Source organism: Castellaniella sp. S9 (assembly GCF_027257175.1).
Taxonomy (GTDB): domain Bacteria; phylum Pseudomonadota; class Gammaproteobacteria; order Burkholderiales; family Burkholderiaceae_B; genus Castellaniella.
On the sequence record NZ_JAPFGD010000002.1, the window covers coordinates 351182 to 372424 of the forward strand.

Genomic DNA, 21243 nt, shown 5'->3' on the forward strand with positions numbered 1-21243 from the left:
CATGCAAGCCATACGCTTTGTAATCGAGGACATCGGCTTTGCCGAGCGCGATGTCGCCCTGCGGCTGCCCTTCAGGTTCGGCAGCGCCACCGTGCGGGCCTGCCCGCAGGCCTACGCCACGGCGCGCATTCGCCTCGAGGATGGCTCGACGTCGACCGGTTGCGCGGCCGAGATGATGATCCCCAAATGGTTCGACAAGAGCCCGGCGCTCTCGCAGGAGCAGAATTTCGGCCAGTTGCGCGAGGCGCTGGTCCTGGCCCGCGAGGCCTATCGTTCCGACTCGGCCCCGGACACCGCCTGGGGGCATTTCGCCCGCCACTATCGCGGCATCCATGAATCCGCGGCGCGGCGCGGCCTGCCGGCCCTGGTGGCCTCATACGGCCCCGCGCTGGTGGATCGCGCCGTGTTCGATGCCGTGTGCCGCGCTCTGGGAACCGGCTTCAGCGCGGCCATGTCCGCCAACGCCGCGGGCATGCGCCTGGACGGCACCGGCCTGGCCGACGACCTGCGGGATTTCGACCTGGATGCCTTCCTCGCCGCGCATCCCGCCTCCCTGGCGGGGCGCACGGTCGCGGCCCGCCACACGGTCGGGCTGGCCGATGCGCTCGTCGATCCGCTGCCCGGTTCGCCCGAGGACGGATTGCCCTGCACCCTCACGCAAGCCATTGCCCGCTACGGCCATCGGCACTTCAAGCTCAAGCTCTCGGGCGATGCCGCAGCGGACGTCGAGCGCCTGGCCGAGATCGCGCCCGTCATCCACGACGCGATGCGCCTGGTGACCTTCGACGGCAACGAACAATACCGTGATGCCGCGCACTTGGCCGAGTTCCTCGACCGCCTCGAGCGGCATCCGGGCCTGGCACCCCTGAGGGCCTGCCTGGCCTTCGTCGAACAGCCCATGGCGCGCGCCCATGCGCTGGACGCCGACGTCTCGGCGCTGGGCCTGCGCGTGCCCTTGCTGGTGGATGAGTCGGATGCGACGCTCGATGCGTTTCCGCGTGCCCGGGCGGCGGGCTATACCGGCATCTCCAGCAAGAGCTGCAAGGGTTTCTACAAATCCGTGCTCAATGCGGCGCGCTGCGCAGCCTGGTCGCGCGAGGCCGGACGCGAATACTTCCTGTCGGGCGAGGACCTGACCATGCAGGCCGGCCTGGGCATCCAGCAGGATCTGGCGCTGGTGGGCTGGCTGGGCCTCACCCATGTCGAACGCAACGGCCACCACTACGTCAACGGCCTGGCTGCCGCACCAGATACCGAGCAAAGCGGCTTCCTCGCCGGTTTCCCGACGCTCTATGGGCACAGCGACGGCGCCGTGCGGCTGCGCATCGACAACGGTCAGATCGATCTAAGCAACCTCGACTGCCCCGGCTTCGCCACCGGAACGGCCGGGGGGCATGTTTCCTGGGACGCCATGCGTTCCACTTACTGAATCAAAAGGACTTCCATGAATACGCAACGTCTTGGAATCATCATGCACGGCGTCACCGGACGCATGGGCATGAACCAGCACTTGATCCGCTCGATCGTGGCGATCCGCCGCCAGGGCGGGGTGGCCCTGGCCAATGGCGACAGGGTGATGCCCGATCCCATCCTGGTGGGGCGCAACCTGGACAAGGTCCGCGCGCTGGCGCAGGCCCACGGGGTCGAACGCTACAGCGACGACCTGGACGCCGCCCTGGCCAATCCCGAGGACACGGTGTTCTTCGACGCCGGCACCACGCAGATGCGCCCCGACCTGCTGGCGCGCGCCATTGCCGCCGGCAAGCACATCTATTGCGAAAAGCCCATCGCCACGGGCCTGGATGAGGCCCTGAGGGTTTGCCGCCTGGCGCGCGAGGCCGGCATCAAGCACGGCGTGGTCCAGGACAAGCTGTTCCTGCCGGGCCTGCGCAAACTCGACATGCTGCGCCGCTCGGGCTTTTTCGGGCGCATGCTCTCGGTGCGCATCGAATTCGGCTACTGGGTGTTCGAAGGCGACCTGCAGCCCATCCAGCGCCCATCCTGGAATTACCGCAAGGAGGAAGGCGGCGGCATGATCCTCGACATGGTCTGCCATTGGCGCTATGTGCTGGACAACTTGTTCGGCGAGGTCCAGTCCGTATCCTGCCTGGGCGCCATCCACATTCCCGAGCGCTGGGACGAGCAGGGCCGGCTGTACGAGGCGACCGCCGATGACGCCGCTTACGCCACCTTCGAGCTCAAGGGCCATGGCGGCGAGCCCGTCATCGCCCAGGTCAACAGCTCCTGGACCACGCGCGTGCGCCGCGACGATCTGGTGACCTTCCATGTCGACGGCACGCATGGCTCGGCGGTCGCCGGCCTGACCGATTGCGTGTCGCAGGCGCGGGTGAACACGCCGCGCCCGGTCTGGAACCCCGACGAAAAACAAAAGATGCCGTTCATGGACCAGTGGCAGACGGTGCCGGACACCGAGGTCTACGACAACGGGTTCAAGATCCAGTGGGAGCATTTCATCCGCCACGTCGCGGCCGACGAACCCTTCCGCTGGACCCTCGAGGAAGGGGCCAAGGGCGTGCAACTCGTCGAGACGGCGCTGCAAAGCTGGAAGGAGCGCCGCTGGGTCGACGTGCCGGCGCTGTTCCCGAACCACTGACCGAGGAGGCCTCATGAGCAACCGCATCCTGCTGCCCACGCCGTCCGGCGGGCTTGAAACCTATACCTTGCGCGGCGTCGCCGCGCCCCGGCCGGCCGGTGGCGCGGCCTTCAACCGCATCGCTTATTCAGCGGCCCACGTCGTCTCGGATCCTCTCGCGGCCGTGGACCCCTGGGTCGATTGCGCCATCGATTGGGACGCCACCATCGATTACCGCCGCCACCTGTGGTCCCTGGGCCTGGGGGTGGCCGAGGCCATGGACACGGCGCAACGCGGCATGGGCCTCGATTGGACGACCTCGCTGGAACTCATCCGGCGCTCGCTCGACGCCGCGCGCGATGTGCCCGGTGCCAGCGTGGCCTCGGGCTGCGGGACCGATCACCTGGCCCCCGAGGCGGCGCGCACGCTCGAGGACGTCATCGCGGCTTACGAGCAGCAGGTCGAGGCGATCGAGGCCCTGGGCGGGCGGCTGATCCTGATGGCCAGCCGCGCCCTGGTGCGCGTGGCGCGCGGCCCCGAGGATTATGCCCGGGTCTACGGCCGCATCCTCGAGCAGGTGCGCGAGCCCGTGATCCTGCACTGGCTGGGCGACATGTTCGACCCCCAATTGCGAGGCTACTGGGGCGACGAGGACATCTCGCGGGCGATGGACACCGCGCTGGGCGTCATCGCCGACCATGCCGCCAAGGTCGACGGCATCAAGGTCTCGCTGCTGGACAAGGACCGCGAGCTCGAGATGCGCCGCCGCCTGCCCGAGGGGGTGCGCATGTATACCGGCGACGATTTCAATTATGCCGAGCTGATCGCCGGCGACGGCGTGGGCGAGCTGCCCACGCATCGCCACAGCGATGCGCTGCTGGGGATCTTCGACGCCATCGCGCCGGCGGCCAGCGCCGCGCTGGCCGCGCTGGCGGCGGGGGACGCGGCGCGCTTCCACGAGATCCTCGCGCCGACCGTGCCGCTGTCGCGGCATATCTTCGCGGCGCCGACCCGGTTCTACAAGACGGGCGTGGTCTGCGTCGCCTGGCTCAATGGCCACCAGGACCACTTCTCGATGGTGGGTGGGCAGCAGAGCGCCCGGTCCCTGCAGCACATCGCCGAACTGTTCCGCCTGGCCGACCAGGCCGGTGTGCTCGAGCGCCCCGACCTGGCCGTCCAGCGCATGGCGCAGTGGCTGGCGGTCCACGGCATTCATCAATCCTGAGAGGCGCGGCATGCGGGATTTGTCCAAGGATCACGAACTTCTGTCCCTGAACACCGCCACGGTGCGCAAGCAGTGGCGGCTGGATACCATCATCGATGAATGCGCCCGGCGCGACATCCGGGCGATCGCGCCCTGGCGCGACCAGGTGGCCGCCGTCGGCCTGGACATCGTGGCTCGGCGCCTGCGGGAAACGGGGATCCGCCTGTCGGGCTATTGCCGCGGCGGATTCTACCCGGCGGCGGACGCGGCCGGTTTGGCCGCGGCGCTCGAGGACAATCGGCGCGCGGTGGACGAGGCCCGCACGCTGGATGCGCCCTGCCTCGTCCTGGTGGTGGGGGCCCTGCCCGGTGCGCTGCAGGGCGCGCCGGCCTATACCGACATCGCGCGGGCGCGCAGCGAGGTGCGCGACGGCATCGCCGCCACGCTGGAGTACGCCCGCACGGTCGGCATGCCGCTGGCGATCGAGCCCCTGCATCCCATGCAGGCCGCCGAGCGCGCCTGCGTCAATACGCTCGAGCAGGCGCTGGACCTGTGCGATGAGCTCGATCCGGAGCGCACCGGCATGCTGGGCGTGGCCGTGGACGTCTATCACGTGTGGTGGGATCCGAAGCTCCATGGGCAGATCCGGCGTGCCGGCGCCGATCGGCTGCTGGCCTACCATGTGTGCGACTGGCTCGCGCCCACGCGCGACCTCCTGAACGACCGCGGCATGATGGGCGACGGCGTGATCGAGCTCAAGACCATCCGCCGCGAGATGGAGGCGGCCGGCTATGCGGGCCTTTGCGAGGTCGAGATCTTTTCCGAGGACTGGTGGAGCCGCCCCGGCGAGGAGGTCCTGGAGACCTGCATCCAGCGGCATAGATCCATTGTCTAGCCTCTGCGGGTCTTGACGGAAGGCTTGCGCGGGGTGGCCGACCGGCCATAAACTTGCGCCACCCCTCCCGCGTCCACCTTTTCCCGAGGCCCGTTCCCCATGTCCAATTCCTATTTTCCGCAGTGGCGCCGCGTACCCGGCGCCGCCGCGGGCGCCGTGGTCCAGCCCGACGAGACCATGCCCTGGCCCCAGACGGTGGCGATGGGCGCGCAGCACGTGGTCGCCATGTTCGGCTCCACGATCCTCGCGCCGCTCATCATGGGCTTCGATCCGAACATGGCGATCCTCATGTCAGGGATCGGTACGCTGATCTTCTTTCTCTTCGTGGGCGGGCGCGTGCCCAGCTACCTGGGGTCCAGCTTCGCCTTCATCGGCGGGGTCATCGCGGTGACGGGCTATGCGGGCAGCGGCCCGAACCCGAACATCGGCGTCGCCCTGGGGGCCATCATCATCTGCGGCCTGGTCTATACGGCGATCGGCGTGCTGACCGCCTGGATCAGCGCCAGGACCGATGGGGGCTCGGGCTGGATCGACGCCTGGATGCCGCCGGTGGTCACCGGCGCCGTGGTGGCCGTCATCGGCCTGAACCTCGCACCCATCGCCGCCAAGGGGGCCATGGGCGGAACGCTGTTCGAGTCCGCCATGGCCATCATGACCATCCTGTGCGTGGGCGGGGTGGCGGTCTACACCCGCGGCATGGTCCAGCGTCTGCTGATCCTGGTGGGCCTGCTGCTGGCCTGCGTGATCTATGCCGTCCTCACCAACGGCCTGGGCATGGGTACGCCCATTGATTTCAGCGCTATCGGCGCCGCGCCCTGGCTGGGCCTGCCGACGTTCTCGACGCCGGTGTTCGAGGCGCACGCCATCAGCCTGATCGCGCCCGTGGCCATCATCCTGGTGGCCGAGAACCTGGGCCACATCAAGGCGGTCAGCGCCATGACCGGCCAGAACCTGGACCGCTACCTGGGCCGCGCCTTCATCGGCGACGGCGTGGCCACCATGGTGTCGGGGGCGGTCGGCGGCACCGGCGTGACCACCTATGCCGAAAATATCGGCGTCATGACCGTCACCCGTATCTATTCCACCCTGGTTTTCGTGGTCGCGGCGCTGATTGCGATCTTCCTGGGCTTCTCGCCCAAGTTCGGGGCGGTGATCCAGGCCATTCCGGCGCCCGTGCTGGGCGGCATGTCGATCGTGGTGTTCGGCCTGATCACCATCGCGGGGGCGCGCATCTGGGTCGTGAACCAGGTCGATTTCAGCGACAACCGCAATCTGATCGTGGCCGCGGTCACCTTGATCCTGGGCGCCGGCAATTTCTCGGTCGCCATCGGCGCCTTCCGCCTGGACGGTATCGGCACCGCGACTTTCGGCGCCATCATCCTGTATGCGCTGCTGAAGGGCCGGCGCCAGCGGGGCTGAGGGGCAGCCCCAGGCGCGCAGGACGAACCCCGGCGTCCGGCGGGGCGGGGGACCGGGGCAGGGGCTTGCTTTTTCCCGGCGTTTTGCTCAAAATAGCCTCAAGTACCCCGGTGACTTCGGCCGGGGCTTTATTTTGGGCGGGCAACTTGCGGGGCGTACCCCGTGGAATCGGCCGATGGCCGATCCGCTTGCCGCCCACGCCGGGTGCAAGCATGCCCGGCCGATCCGTCAGTGCAAGGTCAGGCGCCTCTCGTGTGCGAGGCGTCTTTTTACTTTTGCCGCCGGACCGCTCCAAGGCAAAATGCACCCCCTCGGGGGGCAGCAAGCCGAAGGCGCGGCGAGGGGGCTTTGTGTCGCCGCCGGACCGCTCCAAGGCAAAATGCACCCCCTCGGGGGGCAGCAAGCCGAAGGCGCGGCGAGGGGGCTTTGTGTCGCCGCCGGACCGCTCCAAGGCAAATGCACCCCCTCGGGGGGCAGCAAGCCGAAGGCGCGGTGCGGGGCTTTTTGAGTCAGGTAGAGTCATGTCTGCGATCCCTTTGACAGCTCGCGGGGCAGAGCGTTTACAAGCCGAGTTGCATCGCCTCAAGACGGTCGACCGTCCGGAAGTCATCAACGCCATCGCCGAGGCGCGGGCGCAGGGTGACCTGTCCGAGAACGCCGAATACGATGCGGCGCGCGAGCGCCAGGGCTTCATCGAGGGCCGCATTCAGGAACTCGAGGGCACCCTGTCCAACGCCCAGATCATCAATCCGGCCGACCTGGATGTGGCCGGCCAGGCGGTGTTCGGCGCCACCGTCGAGATCGAGGACCTGGAGTCGGGCGAGCGCCTGCGCTACCAGATCGTGGGCGACCTCGAGGCCGACATCCGTGCCAACATGATTTCGGTCTCCAGCCCCGTGGCCCGCGCCCTCATCGGCAAAAGCGAAGGCGACGTGGTCGAGGTCCGGGCGCCCGCGGGCGTGCGCGAGTACGAGGTGTGCTCCGTCAGCTACGTGTAGCGCGGCCGCGCCGCGCCCCGGCGCGCAGCGTCAGGGCGCTGCCGCCGCTGCGGCGCGGGATGCCGGGCGCGGCGGCCGGACGGCGAGGGGTGCGCGCTGGCGCATCGGGGCGGCGTCCCTGCGAGGCAGGGGCGTCGCTTTTTCTTGCGTGTGTCGCGGCGGGCGCGGCCTTGCGGATGCCGTCCGCGGGCTTGGCGGCGCGCGCGGGCTTGGCCTGGCCGCGGCCCAGGGCGGCCTGCTTCTTGGGGATGTGGGGGTCCGACGGCTTGCGCACGGCGCGGGTGGCATTGCGGGCCTCGGCCTGGGCCTGTTGCGCGGCGAGGTCGGGCCGATAGATAATCAGCGTCTTGCCCAGATGATGCACCGCGGCGCACGAGAGCGCCTCGCAGATGGCCTCGAGCATGGCCGCGCGCTCCTCGCGTTCGGCGCCCCCCACGCGCACCTTGATCAGTTCGTGCGCTGCGAGGCTGCGGTCGATTTCGTTCAGGACGGATTCGCTCAGGCCCCGGTCGCCGATCAGCACGACGGGACGCAAGGGATGGGCCGCGGCGCGCAGAGCGCTGCGTTCATGGGATGTCAATTCGAGTTTGGGCATAGCGGAATTGTACGGTAATGGCCAAGAAAAAATTCTCCAAAGCCTGGGTCCAGCAGCATATCAACGACCCCTACGTCAAAATGGCGCAACAGAAAGGCTATCGCGCCCGGGCGGCATTCAAGCTGGCCGAGATCCTGGACGTCGAGCGCTTGCTGCGCCGCGGCGACGTGGTGGTGGATCTGGGATCCACCCCCGGCAGCTGGTCCCAGGTCGTTCGCGAGCGGCTGGCGGGGCCGGGCGGTTCGATCGACGGCCGGATCATCGCCGTGGACCTGCTGCCGATGGAGCCCATCGCCGGGGTGGAGTTCATCCTGGGGGATTTCCGCGACGACGCCGTCCTGGATGAACTGCGGCGGTGCCTCGGCGACCAGCCGGTGGACCTTGTAATTTCCGACATGGCCCCCAATTTGTCCGGTGTGGCCTCGGCCGACGCGGCGCGCATCGCCCATGTGTGCGAGCTGGCCCTGGAATTTGCCCTGGGCCACCTGCGGCCCGATGGCGCGCTGGTGGTCAAGGCCTTCCACGGCAGCGGATTTTCACAGGTGGTCGAATCCTTCAAGCGCCATTTCGTCCGCGTCGTGGAACGCAAGCCCAAGGCCTCGCGGGACAAATCCTCGGAAACCTTTCTGGTCGCGCGTGGCCTGAAGGAGACCGCCGGCACAGACGCGGGAAACGGCACGGACTGACGCCTGGATTCAGGTAGAATGAAGCATTGACGGTTTTGTCAGCTTATTGTAATCAAGCGACTGGCCGACGACAGCATACGCAGGAGGTTGGCTTTGAACAACTCGTTTTCCAAGATCGCGGTCTGGATGGTGATCGCGCTCGTGCTCTTCACGGTGTTCAAACAGTTCGAAGGCCATCCGGTCACGAACGACACCGTCAGCTACACGCAGTTCATGAATGACGCGCGGGCCGGACGCATCAACAAGGTCGACATCCAGGGCGACACGCTCTTCGTGACCCCGGAATCCGGCCGCTCGTACAGCCTGACGTCCCCGGGCGACCTCTGGATGGTGCCCGAACTCGTCAAGAACGGCGTCCAGGTCTCCGGCCGCGCGCGCGAGGAACCTTCCTTCCTGACCAGCCTGTTCATTTCCTGGTTCCCGATGCTGCTGCTGATCGGGGTGTGGATCTTTTTCATGCGCCAGATGCAGGGCGGTGGCAAGGGCGGGGCATTCAGCTTCGGCAAGTCGCGCGCGCGCATGCTCGATGAAAACAACAACACCATCACCTTTGCCGACGTCGCGGGTTGCGACGAGGCCAAGGAAGACGTCCAGGAACTGGTCGATTTCCTGCGCGACCCGACCAAATTCCAGCGCCTGGGCGGCCGCATCCCGCGCGGGGTGCTGATGGTCGGGCCTCCGGGTACCGGCAAGACGCTGCTGGCCAAGGCCATCGCCGGCGAGGCCAAGGTGCCGTTCTTCAGCATCTCGGGTTCGGATTTCGTCGAAATGTTCGTCGGCGTGGGCGCGGCCCGCGTGCGCGACATGTTCGAGAACGCCAAAAAGCAATCCCCGTGCATCATTTTCATCGATGAAATCGATGCGGTCGGCCGCCAGCGCGGCGCGGGCCTGGGCGGCGGCAACGACGAGCGCGAGCAAACCCTCAACCAGCTGCTGGTCGAGATGGACGGCTTCGAAACCGGGCAAGGCGTGCTGGTGATCGCCGCCACCAACCGGCCCGACGTGCTGGACCCGGCGCTCCTGCGCCCGGGCCGTTTCGACCGCCAGGTGGTGGTTTCGCTGCCCGACATCCGCGGGCGCGAGCAGATCCTCAAGGTCCACATGCGCAAGGTGCCCATCGCTCAGAACGTCGACTCCATGGTGCTGGCGCGCGGCACGCCGGGCTTCTCCGGCGCCGACCTGGCCAACCTCATCAACGAGGCCGCCCTGTTCGCCGCGCGGCGCAATGGCCGCACCGTCGACATGTCCGACCTGGAAAAGGCCAAGGACAAGATCATCATGGGCGCCGAGCGCCGCTCCCTGATCATGCCCGAGGAGGAACGCCGCAACACGGCCTACCACGAGTCCGGGCATGCATTGGTCGCACGCCTGCTGCCCAAGACCGATCCCGTTCACAAGGTCACCATCATTCCGCGCGGCCGCGCGCTGGGTGTGACCATGCAGCTGCCCGAGGGCGACCGCTACAGCATGGACAAGGACCGCCTCCTGAACACCATCGCGGTGCTGTTCGGCGGCCGGATCGCCGAGGAGGTCTTCATGAACCAGATGACCACCGGTGCCTCCAACGACTTCGAGCGCGCCACGGCCATCGCCCGCGACATCGTCACGCGCTATGGCATGACCGATTCGCTCGGGCCGGTGGTCTATGCCGAGAACGAAGGCGAGGTCTTCCTCGGTCGCAGCGTGACCAAGACCACCCATGTGTCCGAGGCGACCATGCAAAAGGTCGACCATGAGATCCGCAGCATCATCGACGCCCAGTACGCCGTGGCCCGCAACCTGATCGAGTCCAACCAGGACAAGATGCATGCGATGGCCAAGGCCCTGCTGGAATGGGAAACCATCGACGCCGAACAGATCGAGGACATCATGCAGGGCCGCCCGCCGCGTGCGCCGCAGCCGCCCGCCTCGGGCGACGCCGGCAGCACGCCGCCGCCCTCGGCCGGTCAGGCGGCGCCCAGCGGCGACAAGGGACCGGCGGCCACGCCCGTCTGACGGACTCCGAATGTCCGGATACCTGGACTGCGGGCGCTTCCGGCTGACCCTGCAGCGTCCGCTGGTGATGGGGGTCGTCAACGTCACCCCCGATTCGTTCTCGGACGGCGCGCAGCACTTTCGCACCGCCGAGGCGATCGCGCACGCGCGCCGCCTGGTCGACGAGGGTGCTGACATCCTCGACGTGGGCGGCGAATCCACCCGTCCCGGCGCGCAGGCCGTCCCCGTCGACGAGGAGCTGCAGCGCGTGGTGCCTGTGGTCGAGGCCTTGCGCGACTGCGGCGTGCCCGTGTCCGTGGATACCTGCAAGCCCGCCGTCATGGCCGCCGTGCTGCAGGCGGGCGCGGACATGATCAACGACATCATGGGATTCCAGGCGCCCGGCGCCACCGAGGCCGTGGCGGATGCGGCCTGCGCCGTTTGCGTCATGCACATGCGTGGGGAACCGCGCACCATGCAGGATGCGCCGGTCTATGACGACGTGGTGGGCGAGGTCGGCGGCTACCTGGCCGATCGGGCCGCGGCGCTGCGCGGCCGGGGCGTGGCGCCCACACGCATCGTGCTCGATCCCGGCTTCGGGTTCGGCAAGACGGTGCAGCACAATTACACCTTGCTCGCGCGCTTGCGCGAGCTGAAAACGGGCGACTACCCGCTCTTGGTGGGCATGTCCCGCAAATCGATGATAGGCGCGGTGACGGGGCGGACCGTCGACCGGCGGCTGGGCGGCAGCATCGCCGCCGCACTGGCCGGCGCGGCGCGCGGCGCGCACATCCTGCGGGTGCATGACGTGGCCGATACGGTGGATGCCCTCAAGGTCTGGGCGATGGTCGAAGGAGTCCGCGCATGAGCGCACGCAAGTATTTCGGCACCGACGGGGTGCGGGGCATCGTGGGCGGGGAAACCATCAACGCCGAATTCGCCTTGCGGCTGGGCTATGCGGCCGGGCGCGTCCTGGCGCGCGACGCCATCGGCGGGGGCCGGCCCACGGTGGTCATCGGCAAAGACACGCGGATCTCGGGCTACATGCTCGAAGCCGCCCTCGAGGCCGGGCTCTCGGCCGCGGGCGTGGACGTGATGCTGGCCGGGCCCATCCCGACACCGGCCGTGGCCTACCTGACGCGGGCCTGGCGCCTGGTGGCCGGCATCGTCATCAGCGCATCGCACAACCCGCATTACGACAACGGCATCAAGTTCTTTTCCGCGGCCGGCACCAAGCTGCCCGACGAGACCGAGTCCGCCATCGAGGCCATGCTCGCGGAACCCGTCGGCTGCGCGGACTCCGAGGGCCTGGGCCGTGCACGGCGCATCAACGACGCGGCCGGCCGCTACATCGAGTTCTGCAAGAGCACCTTTCCCAACGAGCTCGACCTGCAGGGCCTGCGTGTCGTGGTGGACGCTGCGCATGGCGCCGCCTACCACATCGCGCCGCACGTGTTTCGCGAATTGGGCGCTGAGGTCACCACCATCGGCTGCGAGCCCGACGGCTTCAACATCAACGAAGGGGTGGGGGCCACCCATCCCGAGGCGCTGGTCGCCGCCGTGCGGGCGCAGGGCGCAGACCTCGGCATCGCGCTGGACGGCGACGCCGACCGCCTGCAGATGGTCGATGGCGAAGGACGGCTCTACAACGGCGACGAGCTGCTGTACGCCATCGTGCGCGACCGGGCCGGCAGCCAGCCGATCGGCGGGGTGGCCGGCACCTTGATGACCAATTTCGGCTTTGAGAAGCGCATGCGCGACCTGGGCATTCCGTTCGAGCGCACCCAGGTGGGCGACCGGTATGTGCTCGAGGCCTTGCGCCAGCGCGGCTGGCTGTTCGGCGGCGAGAGCTCCGGCCACCTGCTGTGTCTGGATCGCCACACTACGGGCGACGGGATCGTCGCCGCCTTGCAGGTCCTGGCGGCGATGCGGCATGGTGGCGCGCGCCTGGACGAACTGGTCGCCGATCTCAGGATGTACCCCCAGAAAATGATCAACGTGCCGCTGGCCCCGGGCGTGGCCTGGGAGGCGCATGAGGGCCTCCAGGCCGCGGCCCGGGCGGTGCGCGACATGCTGGGCGAGCGTGGCCGGGTGCTGATCCGCGCCTCCGGCACCGAGCCCAAGCTGCGCCTGATGGTCGAGGCCGAGGACGAGGCCTTGGCCGAGGACGGCGTGCGCCGCCTCGCCGCTGTAAAATTGGCCTGAATTTCCGGGGCGACCGTCTCACGACTGAAACATGCTGCTGTCACAATACGCCGCAGGCACGAATTCAGGAGGTGGCCTATGCATCATCATGGTATATCCCCTCGCATCGACACGATGGCACGCACAGACTGGATGGGCGTCGAGGCCGGCGGCCTGGCGCTGAGCATCGCCAGGACGGCAGACGAGCTCGAAGCCCTGCAGCGTCTCCGATATCGCGTCTTCACCGACGAGTTGGCCGCGGTCTTTCCTTCAGCGGTGGGCGATCGGGACGTGGACCGCTTCGACGACTGGTGCGTGCATTTCCAGGTGCGCGACACGGGCTCCGACCGCGTGGTGGGCACCTATCGCGTGCTGACGCCCGAGGCCGCCGTGCAGGCCGGCGGCTATTATTCCGAATCCGAGTTCGATCTGGCGCCGCTGCGGGCGCTGCGTCCGGGCCTCGTCGAGGTGGGCCGCTCGTGCATCGACGCCGATTTCCGCCACGGCAGCGTCATCATGTTGCTGTGGTCCGGACTGGCACAGATCATGACCCGCGGCGGCTATCGCTACATGCTGGGCTGCGCCAGCGTCAGCCTGCGCGACGACGGCGTCACGGCCGCCGAGGTCTGGCGCATCGCCCAGGGCCTGATGGCGCGCAATCCCGGCATCCCGCGCATCGCCCCCATCCATCGCTATCCGGTCGAGCGCCTCGACAGCACGCTGCCGGCGCGCGTCCCGCCTCTGATCAAGGGCTATCTCAAGATCGGCGCGACGATTTGCGGTGAACCCGCCTGGGATCCGGATTTCAATACCGCCGACTTTCCCATCCTGCTGGACCTGGAACGCCTGGATCCGCGCTATCGGCGGCACTTCGGTATCGCTTGAGGATACCGCCGGCGCAGGCCGTCGGCCGCCTCAGGCGGCCAGGGTCGCGACGCGCGACAGGCGCAGTTCGAACCCCGCCTTGCGCCAGATCTCGACTTCGGCCCGCAAGGTGAATTCGCCCAAAGGGTGGGCCGACAGCCAATGCGCATCGACGGCCATGTCCACGTGGGTGCCGTGGGCATGCAGCCGCAAGGGCAGGGGGGACACCTCCTCGCGGCGGCGATGCAGCAGCACCGCCAGGCGCAGGCAGCACAGGGTCAGCCAGCGCGCCCGGCTGGGCGAACGGTCACGCAGCTTGCCCAGCTTGCCTTGGTGCCCCAGCGCCAGAAAGGCCAGCAGTTCCTGGTCGTCGCGCGAGAATCCGGGCATGTCGGCGTGCCCGAGGATATAGGCGCTGTGCTTGTGGTAATCGGCATGGGCGATGGCCAGGCCGCATTCGTGCAGCGAGGCGGTCCAGGCGAGGGCGCGGCGCAGGTCCTCGTATTCCGGCTCGTCCTCGAGTTCCATCTGGTCGAACAGGATCAACGCCAGCGCCGACACGCGCGCCGCCTGGGCTTCGTCGACCTGGTAGCGCTTGGCGAATTGGCGCACGGTCTCGTCGCGCTTGTCGTGCTGCAGGTCGCGGCCCAGCAGGTCGTAGAGGACGCCGACCCGCAGGGCGCCCTCGCCGGCGCCCATGGATTCGATGCCGAGCTCCTGGAAGGCGGCCATCATGATCGCCAGCCCGCCGGCCAGCACCGGTGCGCGTTCGGCCTTCAGACCCGCCCAATCCTGCAGGCGGACCTCGCCGGCGCGGATCAGGGCCGTGCGCAGGCGCTCCATGCCTTCAAGGGTGATGGCGCGCTGCGACAGGCCGTTTTCCGTCAGGACGGCCAGCAAGCCCTTGGCGGTGCCTGAGGAGCCATAGGCCTTGTCCCAGCCGGTGTGGCGGTAGGGGCGCGCGATGGCCTCGATTTCGCGGCGGGCGCCCAGGATGGCTTGGCGCATGCGCGATTCGGTGATGCGGCCTTGCGGGAAGTACGCTCGGGTATGGGTCGTGCAGCCGATCGTCAGCGAGGCGAGCCGCAAGGGCTTGCAGCCGCGCCCGATGATGAATTCGGTCGACCCGCCGCCAATGTCGATCACGAGGCGCCGCTGGTCGGAGCGTGGCAGCTCGTTGACCACGCCGGCGAAGATCAGGCGCGCTTCCTCCTGGCCCGAGATGATCTCGATCGGGAAGCCGAGCGCGCGCTCGGCCAGCGGCAGGATGTCGGCGGCGTTGCGCGCCACCCGGAACGTATTGGTGGCGACCGCGCGGACGTTCGAGGGCGGGAAGCCCCGCAGCCGGTCGCCGAAGCGCTCGAGCGTGGCCACCGCCCGCGCCACGGCCTCGGGCCGGATGCGTTTGTATTCGTCCAGGCCGCTGGCGAGATTGACCGTCTCGCGCAGCTTGTCCTCGGCATAGATCTGCGCCTTGCCGTCGTGCTGCACGACGCGTCCGATGGAAAGTCTGAAGGTATTGGAACCCAGGTCGATCGAGGCCAGCCGGTCGTCCATGCTTGTACCCGGTAATGTCACATTGTGCGATTATAGTGGCCGGTCATGACACAATTTGGAGCGCGCATGGAGGCGAGCGGGACACCAACGGTTCTGTCGAATCGCGAACTGTCTATCCTGAAGTTCAACGAGCGCGTCCTGGCCATGGCAGAGCGTGCCGATACGCCCTTGCTCGAACGCCTGCGCTACCTGTGCATCGTGGGCTCGAACCTCGATGAATTCTTTGAAATCCGCATGGCCAGCCTCAAGGAACAGCAGCGCCAGACGCCCGAACTGGCGGGTGTCGACGGCCTGACGCCGGACGAGGCCTTCGACCGCGTCCAGCGCGCGGTGCATGCGCTGGTCGACCGCCAGAATCGCCTGCTGACGGGCGACGTCATGCCCAAGCTCCTCGACCAGGGGGTGGGGCTGATCTATTCGACCGGCTGGACGGATTTGCAACGCGAATGGGCGCACGGCCTGTTCCGGCGCGACGTCATGCCGCTGCTCACCCCCATCGGACTGGACCCGGCGCATCCCTTCCCGCGCGTCTACAACAAGAGCCTGAACTTCATCGTGGCGCTCTCGGGCGAGGATGCCTTCGGGCGCGAAGGCCATATCGCCATCGTGCAGGCGCCGCGGGCGCTGCCTCGCATGGTCAAGGTCCCGGCCGAGATCGCCGGCATCCCTGACGGGTTCATGCTGCTGACCACCCTGATCAGCGCCTTCGTGGGCGAGCTTTTCCCCGGCATGGACGTGCAGGGGTGCTACCAATGGCGGGTCACCCGCAACAGCGACCTGTTCGTCGACGAAGAGGAAATCACCAACCTGCGCCAGGCCCTGCAGGGCGAGCTCTCGCAGCGCAACTTCGGCGCCTCGGTGCGCCTCGAGATCGCCCACGCCATGCCGCCGGACCTGGAGCTCTTCCTGCAGCGCGAGTTCGGCCTGGGTCCCGCCGACACTTATCGGGTGAACGGGCCGGTCAACCTCGCACGGCTGATGCAGCTGTGCAACCGCGTCAGCCGCGCCGACCTCGAATACCCGCCCTACCGTCCCAAGGTGCCGGCGCCCTTCGACGGCGACTTGGAGGATCCGGCCGAACTCTTTGCCGCGATCTCGGCGCGCGATCACCTGCTGCACCATCCCTACCAGTCCTTCCAGCCCGTGCTGCAGTTCCTGCGGGCGGCGGCCACGGACCCTCAGGTGATGGCCATCAAGCAGACCATCTATCGCACCGGCGAGGACTCTGAATTGATGGGGCTGTTGCTGACGGCGGCCAAGGCGGGCAAGGAGGTCACCGTGGTGGTCGAACTCATGGCGCGCTTCGACGAGCAGACCAATATCAACTGGGCCGCCCGCCTCGAGGAGGTCGGCGCGCACGTCAGCTACGGCGTGGTGGGTCACAAGACCCATGCCAAGATGGCGCTGGTGCTGCGCCGCGAGGACGGCCGCATCCGCCGCTATGGACACTTGGGCACGGGCAACTACCATCCCCGCACGGCGCGCCTGTACACCGACTTCGGCCTGCTGACCGCCAATCCGCAGATGTGCGAGGACATGGACCAGGTCTTTTCCCTGCTGACGGGCCTGGGGTCGCGGCGCACGCTCAAGCTGCTGCTGCAGTCGCCCTTCACGCTGCACGACACCCTGCTGGGCATGGTCCGGGACGAGGCTGAAAGCGCCCGCGCGGGCAAGCGCGCGCGCATCATGGCCAAGATGAATTCCCTGCTCGAGCCCTCCATGATCGAGGCGCTGTACGAGGCCAGCCGCGCCGGCGTGCGCATCGACCTGATCGTGCGCGGCGCCTGCGCGCTGCAGGCGGGGGTGCCGGGCCTGTCCGAGAACATCCGCGTGCGCTCCATCATCGGGCGCTTTCTGGAGCACTCCCGCGTCTTTTACTTCCATCGCGAAGGCGAGGGCGCGCTGTACCTGTCCTCGGCCGACTGGATGGACCGCAATTTCTTTCGCCGGGTCGAGCTGGGCTTCCCGGTGCTGGACAAGAACCTGCGCAGGCGGGTGATCGACGAGGCCTTCACCTTCGCCCTGCGCGACAATCAACTGGCCTGGAGCATGCAGCCCGACGGGCGCTACCTGCGCGTGCGCAACCGGCGCGCGCCGATGAACCTGCACCAGCATTTGATGGCTCGGCTCGGGGGGTGAACCGGCATGTGACAGGCATGCCGGTGCTGTCATCAAGGTGTCACGACGCCCCCCTAACATGCTGTTCTGACGGGATCGCCCCGTCGACTGAGTGCAAGACCTTACAAGGATTCAACATGTTCAATCGCATATTGGCGCAATGCACCACCGGCCTGGCCATGGCGGCCGTTGCCGCGACGGTGAGCGCCGCCGACCTCACCGGTGCGGGCGCTTCCTTCCCCTATCCGATCTACGCCAAGTGGGCGAGCCAATACAACGCCGAGACCGGCCATCGCGTGAACTACCAGTCGATCGGTTCTGGCGGCGGCCAGCAGCAGATCATTGCCAAGACCGTCGATTTCGGCGCGACCGACGATCCGATGAAGCCCGAGGCCCTCAAGGAAAACGGCCTGGTGCAGTTTCCCGCGGTGATCGGCGGCACGGTGCCCGTGATCAATGTCGAGGGCGTGGCGCCCGGCCAGATGAAGCTCACCGGCCCCGTACTGGCCGACATCTTCCTCGGCAAGATCAAGAAATGGGACGATCCGGCCATCGCCCAGCTGAATGAGGGGCTGAAGCTGCCGTCCAAGGCCATCGTGGTGGTGCACCGCTCGGACGGCTCGGGCACGACTTTCGGCTGGACCAACTATCTGTCGCAAGTGTCGCCCGAGTGGAAGGACAAGGTCGGGCAGGGCAAGGCCGTGAAATGGCCCACCGGCCAGGGTGGCAAGGGCAACGAGGGCGTCGCCGCCTACGTCCGCCAGCTCGCCAACTCGATCGGCTACGTCGAATACGCCTACGCCAAGCAAAACCAGCTCTCGTGGACCCAGTTGCAGAACCGCGACGGCCAGTTCGTGCAGCCTTCGCAGCCGGCCTTTGCGGCGGCCGCGGCCAATGCCGATTGGAACAGCGCGCCGGGCATGGGGGTGATCCTGAACAACGAGCCGGGCGCCGAGTCCTGGCCCGTGACGGCGGCGACCTTCATCCTGATGCACGGCCGGCAGGCGGATGCCGCCCGTGGCCGCGAGGTGCTGGCTTTCTTCGACTGGGCCTATCGCAAGGGCGCCGACATGGCCCGCGAGCTGGACTACGTGCCCCTGCCCGACGAGGTGACCGCGCAGGTGCGCGAGGTCTGGGCGGCGAACATCAAGGCGGCCGACGGCACCCCGGTCTGGAAGTGATGTCCGCGGGGGCCGCCAGGCCCTCGCCCCGGGCGGCGCACGGCGCGCCGCCCCGTTTATGTGAAAATAGCGGTTTCAAGTTTCTGAGCGGCGCCCCGCATCCGGTGGCCGGCCGCCGCGGATGAGAGCATGATCGACAAGCAGCGCAGCCTCTTGGTAGATGCCGGGTTCAGGCACTTGACCCGCGTATTTGCGTTCTTCGTATTCATCCTGCTCGCGGCCATCATGGTGTCGCTGGCCTATGGCAGCCGCGAGTCCATCATGCAGCACGGCTTTGCCTTCCTGTGGACCAACGACTGGGATCCCGTGCGCAACCACTACGGTGCGCTGGTGACCATCACCGGCACCGTGATCAGTTCCTTCCTGGCCCTGCTGATCGCCATCCCGGTGTCATTCGGGATCGCCATGTTCCTGACCGAGCTGTCGCCCGTATGGCTGCGCCGGCCATTGGGCACGGCCATCGAGATGCTCGCAGCCATCCCCTCCATCATCTACGGCATGTGGGGCCTGTTCGTCTTCGTGCCGATTTTCCAGAAATACATCCAGCCATTCGTCATCGACACCTTCGAGGGCGTGCCGGTGCTCGAGCACGTCTTTGCCGGCCCGCCCTTCGGCATCGGCCTGTTCACCGCGGGCCTGATCCTGTCGATCATGGTGATCCCCTTCATCACGGCCGTCATGCGCGACGTGTTCGAGCAGGTCCCGCCGCTGCTCAAGGAATCGGCCTACGGACTGGGCAGCACCACCTGGGAGGTGGTCTGGAAGGTCATGCTGCCCTACACCAAGCACGGGGTGATCGGCGGCATCATGCTCGGACTGGGCCGCGCCCTGGGCGAGACCATGGCGGTGACCTTCGTGATCGGCAACGCCTTCAACATGCCGCAATCGATTTTCTCGCCGTCGAACTCGATCGCCTCCGCGCTGGCGAATGAATTCAACGAGGCGGGCGGGATGCAGAAATCCGCGCTGCTCGAGCTGGGCCTGATCCTGTTCCTGATCACCACGGTGGTCCTGATCCTGTCCAAGCTCATGCTGCTGCAGCTCTCGCGCAAGGAAGGCCGCTAGCCAAAGGATTGCACATCATGCCCGTTCCGGATTCCGTCGTCGTCCAGTCCAATCCCGTCTATCGCCGGCGCCAGCGTTTCAATCGCTTCATGCTCGGCCTCTCCAGCTTCGCGCTCGTCTCGGGCCTGTTCTGGCTGGCCTGGATCATTCTCACGCTGCTGATCAAAGGGGCGGATGCCTTGTCGTTCACGCTGCTGCTCGAGAGCACCCCGCCGCCGGGGCAGGACGGCGGCCTGCTCAATGCGATCGTGGGCAGCTTCATGATGTCGGCGGTGGGCACGCTGATCGGCGCGCCCATCGGCATCCTGGCCGGCACTTACCTGGCCGAATATGGCCAGCGCGGCTGGCTGGCGCCGGCCACCCGCTTCCTGAACGACGTGCTGCTGTCGGCACCGTCCATCATCATCGGCTTGTTCATCTACGCCGTCTACGTCGCGCAGGTCGAGCACTATTCGGGCTGGGCGGGGGCCTTCGCGCTGGCGATCCTGGTGATCCCGGTGGTCGTGCGGGCCACCGACAACATGCTGGCCCTGGTGCCCAACAGCCTGCGCGAGGCGGCTGTCGCCCTGGGCTGCCCGCAATGGCGGGTCGTGGTGTTCATCTGCTATCGGGCGGCGCGCTCGGGCATCATCACCGGCGTGCTGCTGGCGGTCGCCCGGATCGCGGGCGAGACCGCGCCGCTGCTGTTCACCGCCCTCAACAACCAGTTCATGTCGATGAACATGAACGCCCCCATCGCCAACCTGCCGGTGGTGATCTTCCAATACGCGGCCAGCCCCTTCGAGGACTGGAACCGCCTTGCCTGGGCCGGAGCGGTCCTGATCACCCTGCTGGTGCTGGCGATCAACATCGCCGCCCGCAGCCTGTTCCGCAAATGATTCCAGGATAGACCGTCGCCCCCATGACCATGACTACGACCCCCATAGACGAGCGCACCAAGATCGCCGTGCGGAACTTGAACTTCTATTACGGTTCCTTTCATGCATTGCGCGACATCAATATGTCGATCGCCGAGAACAAGGTCACTGCCTTCATCGGGCCCTCGGGCTGCGGCAAGTCCACGCTGCTGCGGACCTTCAACCGGATGTTCGAGCTCTATCCCGGCCAGCGCGCCGAAGGCGCCATCGAGCTCGACGGCGAGAACCTGCTCAATTCCCGCCTGGATATCTCCCTGATCCGGGCCAAGGTCGGCATGGTGTTCCAGAAGCCCACGCCGTTTCCCATGAGCATCTACGACAACATCGCCTTCGGCGTGCGCCTGTTCGAGCGCCTCAGCAAGGGCGAGATGGACGAGCGGGTGGAATGGGCTTTGACCAAGGCGGCCCTGTGGAGCGAGGTCAAGGACAAGCTCGACCAGAGCGGCAACAGCCTGTCGGGCGGCCAGCAGCAGCGCCTGTGCATCGCCCGCGGCGTGGCGATCAAGCCCGAGGTCCTGCTGCTGGACGAGCCCTGCTCGGCGCTGGACCCGATCTCGACGGCCAAGATCGAGGAACTGATCGCCGAGCTGAAATCCGACTACACCGTCGTCATCGTCACCCACAACATGCAGCAGGCGGCGCGCTGCTCGGACTACACCGCCTATATGTACCTGGGCGAACTCATGGAGTTCGGCCGCACCGACCAGATCTTCGTCAAACCCGCCCGCAAGGAAACCGAGGATTACATTACGGGAAGGTTTGGATGAGACTGGACACAGGACAGTCCCTGCGGACTGTCCTGTGCCTGTCGAATCGGAGCGGCCTGCAGGCCGCGAGGTGGAGAGCTATCCCGGCTTGAGAGTCCCTGCGGACTGTCCTGTGCCTGTCGAATCGGAGCGGCCTGCAGGCCGCGAGGTGGAGAGCTATCCCGGCTTGAGAGTCCCTGCGGACTGTCCTGTGCCTGTCGAATCGGAGCGGCCTGCAGGCCGCGAG

The 21243-nt window shown here is 67.4% G+C and carries 18 protein-coding genes; 16 read left to right on the plus strand and 2 right to left on the minus strand.

All coding sequences use genetic code 11. The annotated features are described in order from the left end of the window. The first annotated feature begins 1 nt into the window (after window position 1). From OOZ48_RS04375 to greA, 6 genes are all read left to right on the plus strand, one after another. Entirely contained in the window at window positions 2-1429 is a 1428-nt protein-coding gene (locus tag OOZ48_RS04375) for an enolase C-terminal domain-like protein (protein WP_269495992.1), read from the plus strand. Between the two features lie 15 nt (window positions 1430-1444). Continuing rightward, window positions 1445-2614 (plus strand): Gfo/Idh/MocA family protein, encoded by a 1170-nt coding sequence (locus OOZ48_RS04380; RefSeq protein ID WP_269495994.1) that lies wholly within the window; start codon window positions 1445-1447, stop codon window positions 2612-2614. Between the two features lie 13 nt (window positions 2615-2627). After that, window positions 2628-3818, plus strand: a complete 1191-nt coding sequence (locus OOZ48_RS04385; RefSeq protein ID WP_269495996.1) for a dihydrodipicolinate synthase family protein — start codon at window positions 2628-2630, stop codon at window positions 3816-3818. 10 nt (window positions 3819-3828) lie between these two features. After that, complete coding sequence (locus OOZ48_RS04390; protein WP_269495998.1) at window positions 3829-4692, plus strand: sugar phosphate isomerase/epimerase family protein; 864 nt, start codon at window positions 3829-3831, stop codon at window positions 4690-4692. A 99-nt stretch (window positions 4693-4791) separates the two neighbouring features. Next, the gene (locus OOZ48_RS04395; protein ID WP_269496000.1) at window positions 4792-6111 is read left to right on the plus strand and encodes a solute carrier family 23 protein; all 1320 of its coding nucleotides are present in this window, start codon (window positions 4792-4794) and stop codon (window positions 6109-6111) included. A 521-nt stretch (window positions 6112-6632) separates the two neighbouring features. Further along, entirely contained in the window at window positions 6633-7109 is a 477-nt protein-coding gene (greA, locus tag OOZ48_RS04400; RefSeq protein ID WP_269496003.1) for a transcription elongation factor GreA, read from the plus strand. On the opposite strand, the gene OOZ48_RS04405 is transcribed toward greA, so the two are convergent. Then, window positions 7096-7704, minus strand: a complete 609-nt coding sequence (locus OOZ48_RS04405; RefSeq protein ID WP_269496006.1) for a YhbY family RNA-binding protein — start codon at window positions 7702-7704, stop codon at window positions 7096-7098. The genes greA and OOZ48_RS04405 overlap by 14 nt on opposite strands. 17 nt (window positions 7705-7721) lie before the next feature. On the opposite strand from OOZ48_RS04405, the gene OOZ48_RS04410 reads away from it, so the two are divergent. From OOZ48_RS04410 to OOZ48_RS04430, 5 genes are all read left to right on the plus strand, one after another. Then, window positions 7722-8390 (plus strand): RlmE family RNA methyltransferase, encoded by a 669-nt coding sequence (locus OOZ48_RS04410; RefSeq protein ID WP_269496008.1) that lies wholly within the window; start codon window positions 7722-7724, stop codon window positions 8388-8390. 93 nt (window positions 8391-8483) lie between these two features. Continuing rightward, window positions 8484-10385, plus strand: a complete 1902-nt coding sequence (gene ftsH, locus OOZ48_RS04415) for an ATP-dependent zinc metalloprotease FtsH (protein WP_269496010.1) — start codon at window positions 8484-8486, stop codon at window positions 10383-10385. A 10-nt stretch (window positions 10386-10395) separates the two neighbouring features. After that, entirely contained in the window at window positions 10396-11232 is an 837-nt protein-coding gene (gene folP / locus OOZ48_RS04420) for a dihydropteroate synthase (protein ID WP_269496013.1), read from the plus strand. Further along, window positions 11229-12569, plus strand: a complete 1341-nt coding sequence (gene glmM / locus OOZ48_RS04425) for a phosphoglucosamine mutase (RefSeq protein ID WP_269496015.1) — start codon at window positions 11229-11231, stop codon at window positions 12567-12569. Before folP ends, glmM begins: the two co-directional genes overlap by 4 nt. A gap of 114 nt (window positions 12570-12683) precedes the next feature. Beyond that, entirely contained in the window at window positions 12684-13433 is a 750-nt protein-coding gene (locus OOZ48_RS04430; RefSeq protein ID WP_269496017.1) for a GNAT family N-acetyltransferase, read from the plus strand. 30 nt (window positions 13434-13463) lie between these two features. Here OOZ48_RS04430 and OOZ48_RS04435 read toward each other — a convergent pair whose 3' ends face one another. Further along, window positions 13464-14969, minus strand: a complete 1506-nt coding sequence (locus OOZ48_RS04435) for a Ppx/GppA phosphatase family protein (protein WP_269496019.1) — start codon at window positions 14967-14969, stop codon at window positions 13464-13466. Window positions 14970-15014: 45 nt separating this feature from the next. Between OOZ48_RS04435 and ppk1 the strand changes: the two genes are divergently transcribed. The 5 genes from ppk1 to pstB all read left to right on the plus strand — a co-directional run bounded on the left by ppk1 (window position 15015) and on the right by pstB (window position 21017). Then, on the plus strand, window positions 15015-17108 hold the full coding sequence (gene ppk1 / locus OOZ48_RS04440) for a polyphosphate kinase 1 (RefSeq protein WP_269496022.1): 2094 nt from the start codon (window positions 15015-15017) through the stop codon (window positions 17106-17108). A 116-nt stretch (window positions 17109-17224) separates the two neighbouring features. Further along, entirely contained in the window at window positions 17225-18268 is a 1044-nt protein-coding gene (pstS, locus tag OOZ48_RS04445; RefSeq protein WP_269496024.1) for a phosphate ABC transporter substrate-binding protein PstS, read from the plus strand. A gap of 129 nt (window positions 18269-18397) precedes the next feature. Continuing rightward, window positions 18398-19333, plus strand: a complete 936-nt coding sequence (gene pstC / locus OOZ48_RS04450; RefSeq protein WP_269496026.1) for a phosphate ABC transporter permease subunit PstC — start codon at window positions 18398-18400, stop codon at window positions 19331-19333. Window positions 19334-19350: 17 nt separating this feature from the next. Beyond that, the gene (pstA, locus tag OOZ48_RS04455) at window positions 19351-20211 is read left to right on the plus strand and encodes a phosphate ABC transporter permease PstA (protein WP_269496028.1); all 861 of its coding nucleotides are present in this window, start codon (window positions 19351-19353) and stop codon (window positions 20209-20211) included. A 23-nt stretch (window positions 20212-20234) separates the two neighbouring features. Continuing rightward, window positions 20235-21017 (plus strand): phosphate ABC transporter ATP-binding protein PstB, encoded by a 783-nt coding sequence (pstB, locus tag OOZ48_RS04460; protein ID WP_269496030.1) that lies wholly within the window; start codon window positions 20235-20237, stop codon window positions 21015-21017. Window positions 21018-21243: the final 226 nt, after the last annotated feature.

Bases quoted from the DNA above. Each gene is read 5' to 3' on its own strand.
- OOZ48_RS04375 (WP_269495992.1), top strand. From the start codon at position 2: ATGCAAGCCATACGCTTTGTAATCGAGGACATCGGCTTTGCCGAGCGC.
- OOZ48_RS04380 (WP_269495994.1), top strand. From the start codon at position 1,445: ATGAATACGCAACGTCTTGGAATCATCATGCACGGCGTCACCGGACGC.
- OOZ48_RS04385 (WP_269495996.1), top strand. From the start codon at position 2,628: ATGAGCAACCGCATCCTGCTGCCCACGCCGTCCGGCGGGCTTGAAACC.
- OOZ48_RS04390 (WP_269495998.1), top strand. From the start codon at position 3,829: ATGCGGGATTTGTCCAAGGATCACGAACTTCTGTCCCTGAACACCGCC.
- OOZ48_RS04395 (WP_269496000.1), top strand. From the start codon at position 4,792: ATGTCCAATTCCTATTTTCCGCAGTGGCGCCGCGTACCCGGCGCCGCC.
- greA (WP_269496003.1), top strand. From the start codon at position 6,633: ATGTCTGCGATCCCTTTGACAGCTCGCGGGGCAGAGCGTTTACAAGCC.
- OOZ48_RS04405 (WP_269496006.1), bottom strand. From the start codon at position 7,704: ATGCCCAAACTCGAATTGACATCCCATGAACGCAGCGCTCTGCGCGCC.
- OOZ48_RS04410 (WP_269496008.1), top strand. From the start codon at position 7,722: ATGGCCAAGAAAAAATTCTCCAAAGCCTGGGTCCAGCAGCATATCAAC.
- folP (WP_269496013.1), top strand. From the start codon at position 10,396: ATGTCCGGATACCTGGACTGCGGGCGCTTCCGGCTGACCCTGCAGCGT.
- glmM (WP_269496015.1), top strand. From the start codon at position 11,229: ATGAGCGCACGCAAGTATTTCGGCACCGACGGGGTGCGGGGCATCGTG.
- OOZ48_RS04430 (WP_269496017.1), top strand. From the start codon at position 12,684: ATGGCACGCACAGACTGGATGGGCGTCGAGGCCGGCGGCCTGGCGCTG.
- OOZ48_RS04435 (WP_269496019.1), bottom strand. From the start codon at position 14,969: ATGGACGACCGGCTGGCCTCGATCGACCTGGGTTCCAATACCTTCAGA.
- ppk1 (WP_269496022.1), top strand. From the start codon at position 15,015: ATGACACAATTTGGAGCGCGCATGGAGGCGAGCGGGACACCAACGGTT.
- pstS (WP_269496024.1), top strand. From the start codon at position 17,225: ATGTTCAATCGCATATTGGCGCAATGCACCACCGGCCTGGCCATGGCG.
- pstC (WP_269496026.1), top strand. From the start codon at position 18,398: ATGATCGACAAGCAGCGCAGCCTCTTGGTAGATGCCGGGTTCAGGCAC.
- pstA (WP_269496028.1), top strand. From the start codon at position 19,351: ATGCCCGTTCCGGATTCCGTCGTCGTCCAGTCCAATCCCGTCTATCGC.
- pstB (WP_269496030.1), top strand. From the start codon at position 20,235: ATGACCATGACTACGACCCCCATAGACGAGCGCACCAAGATCGCCGTG.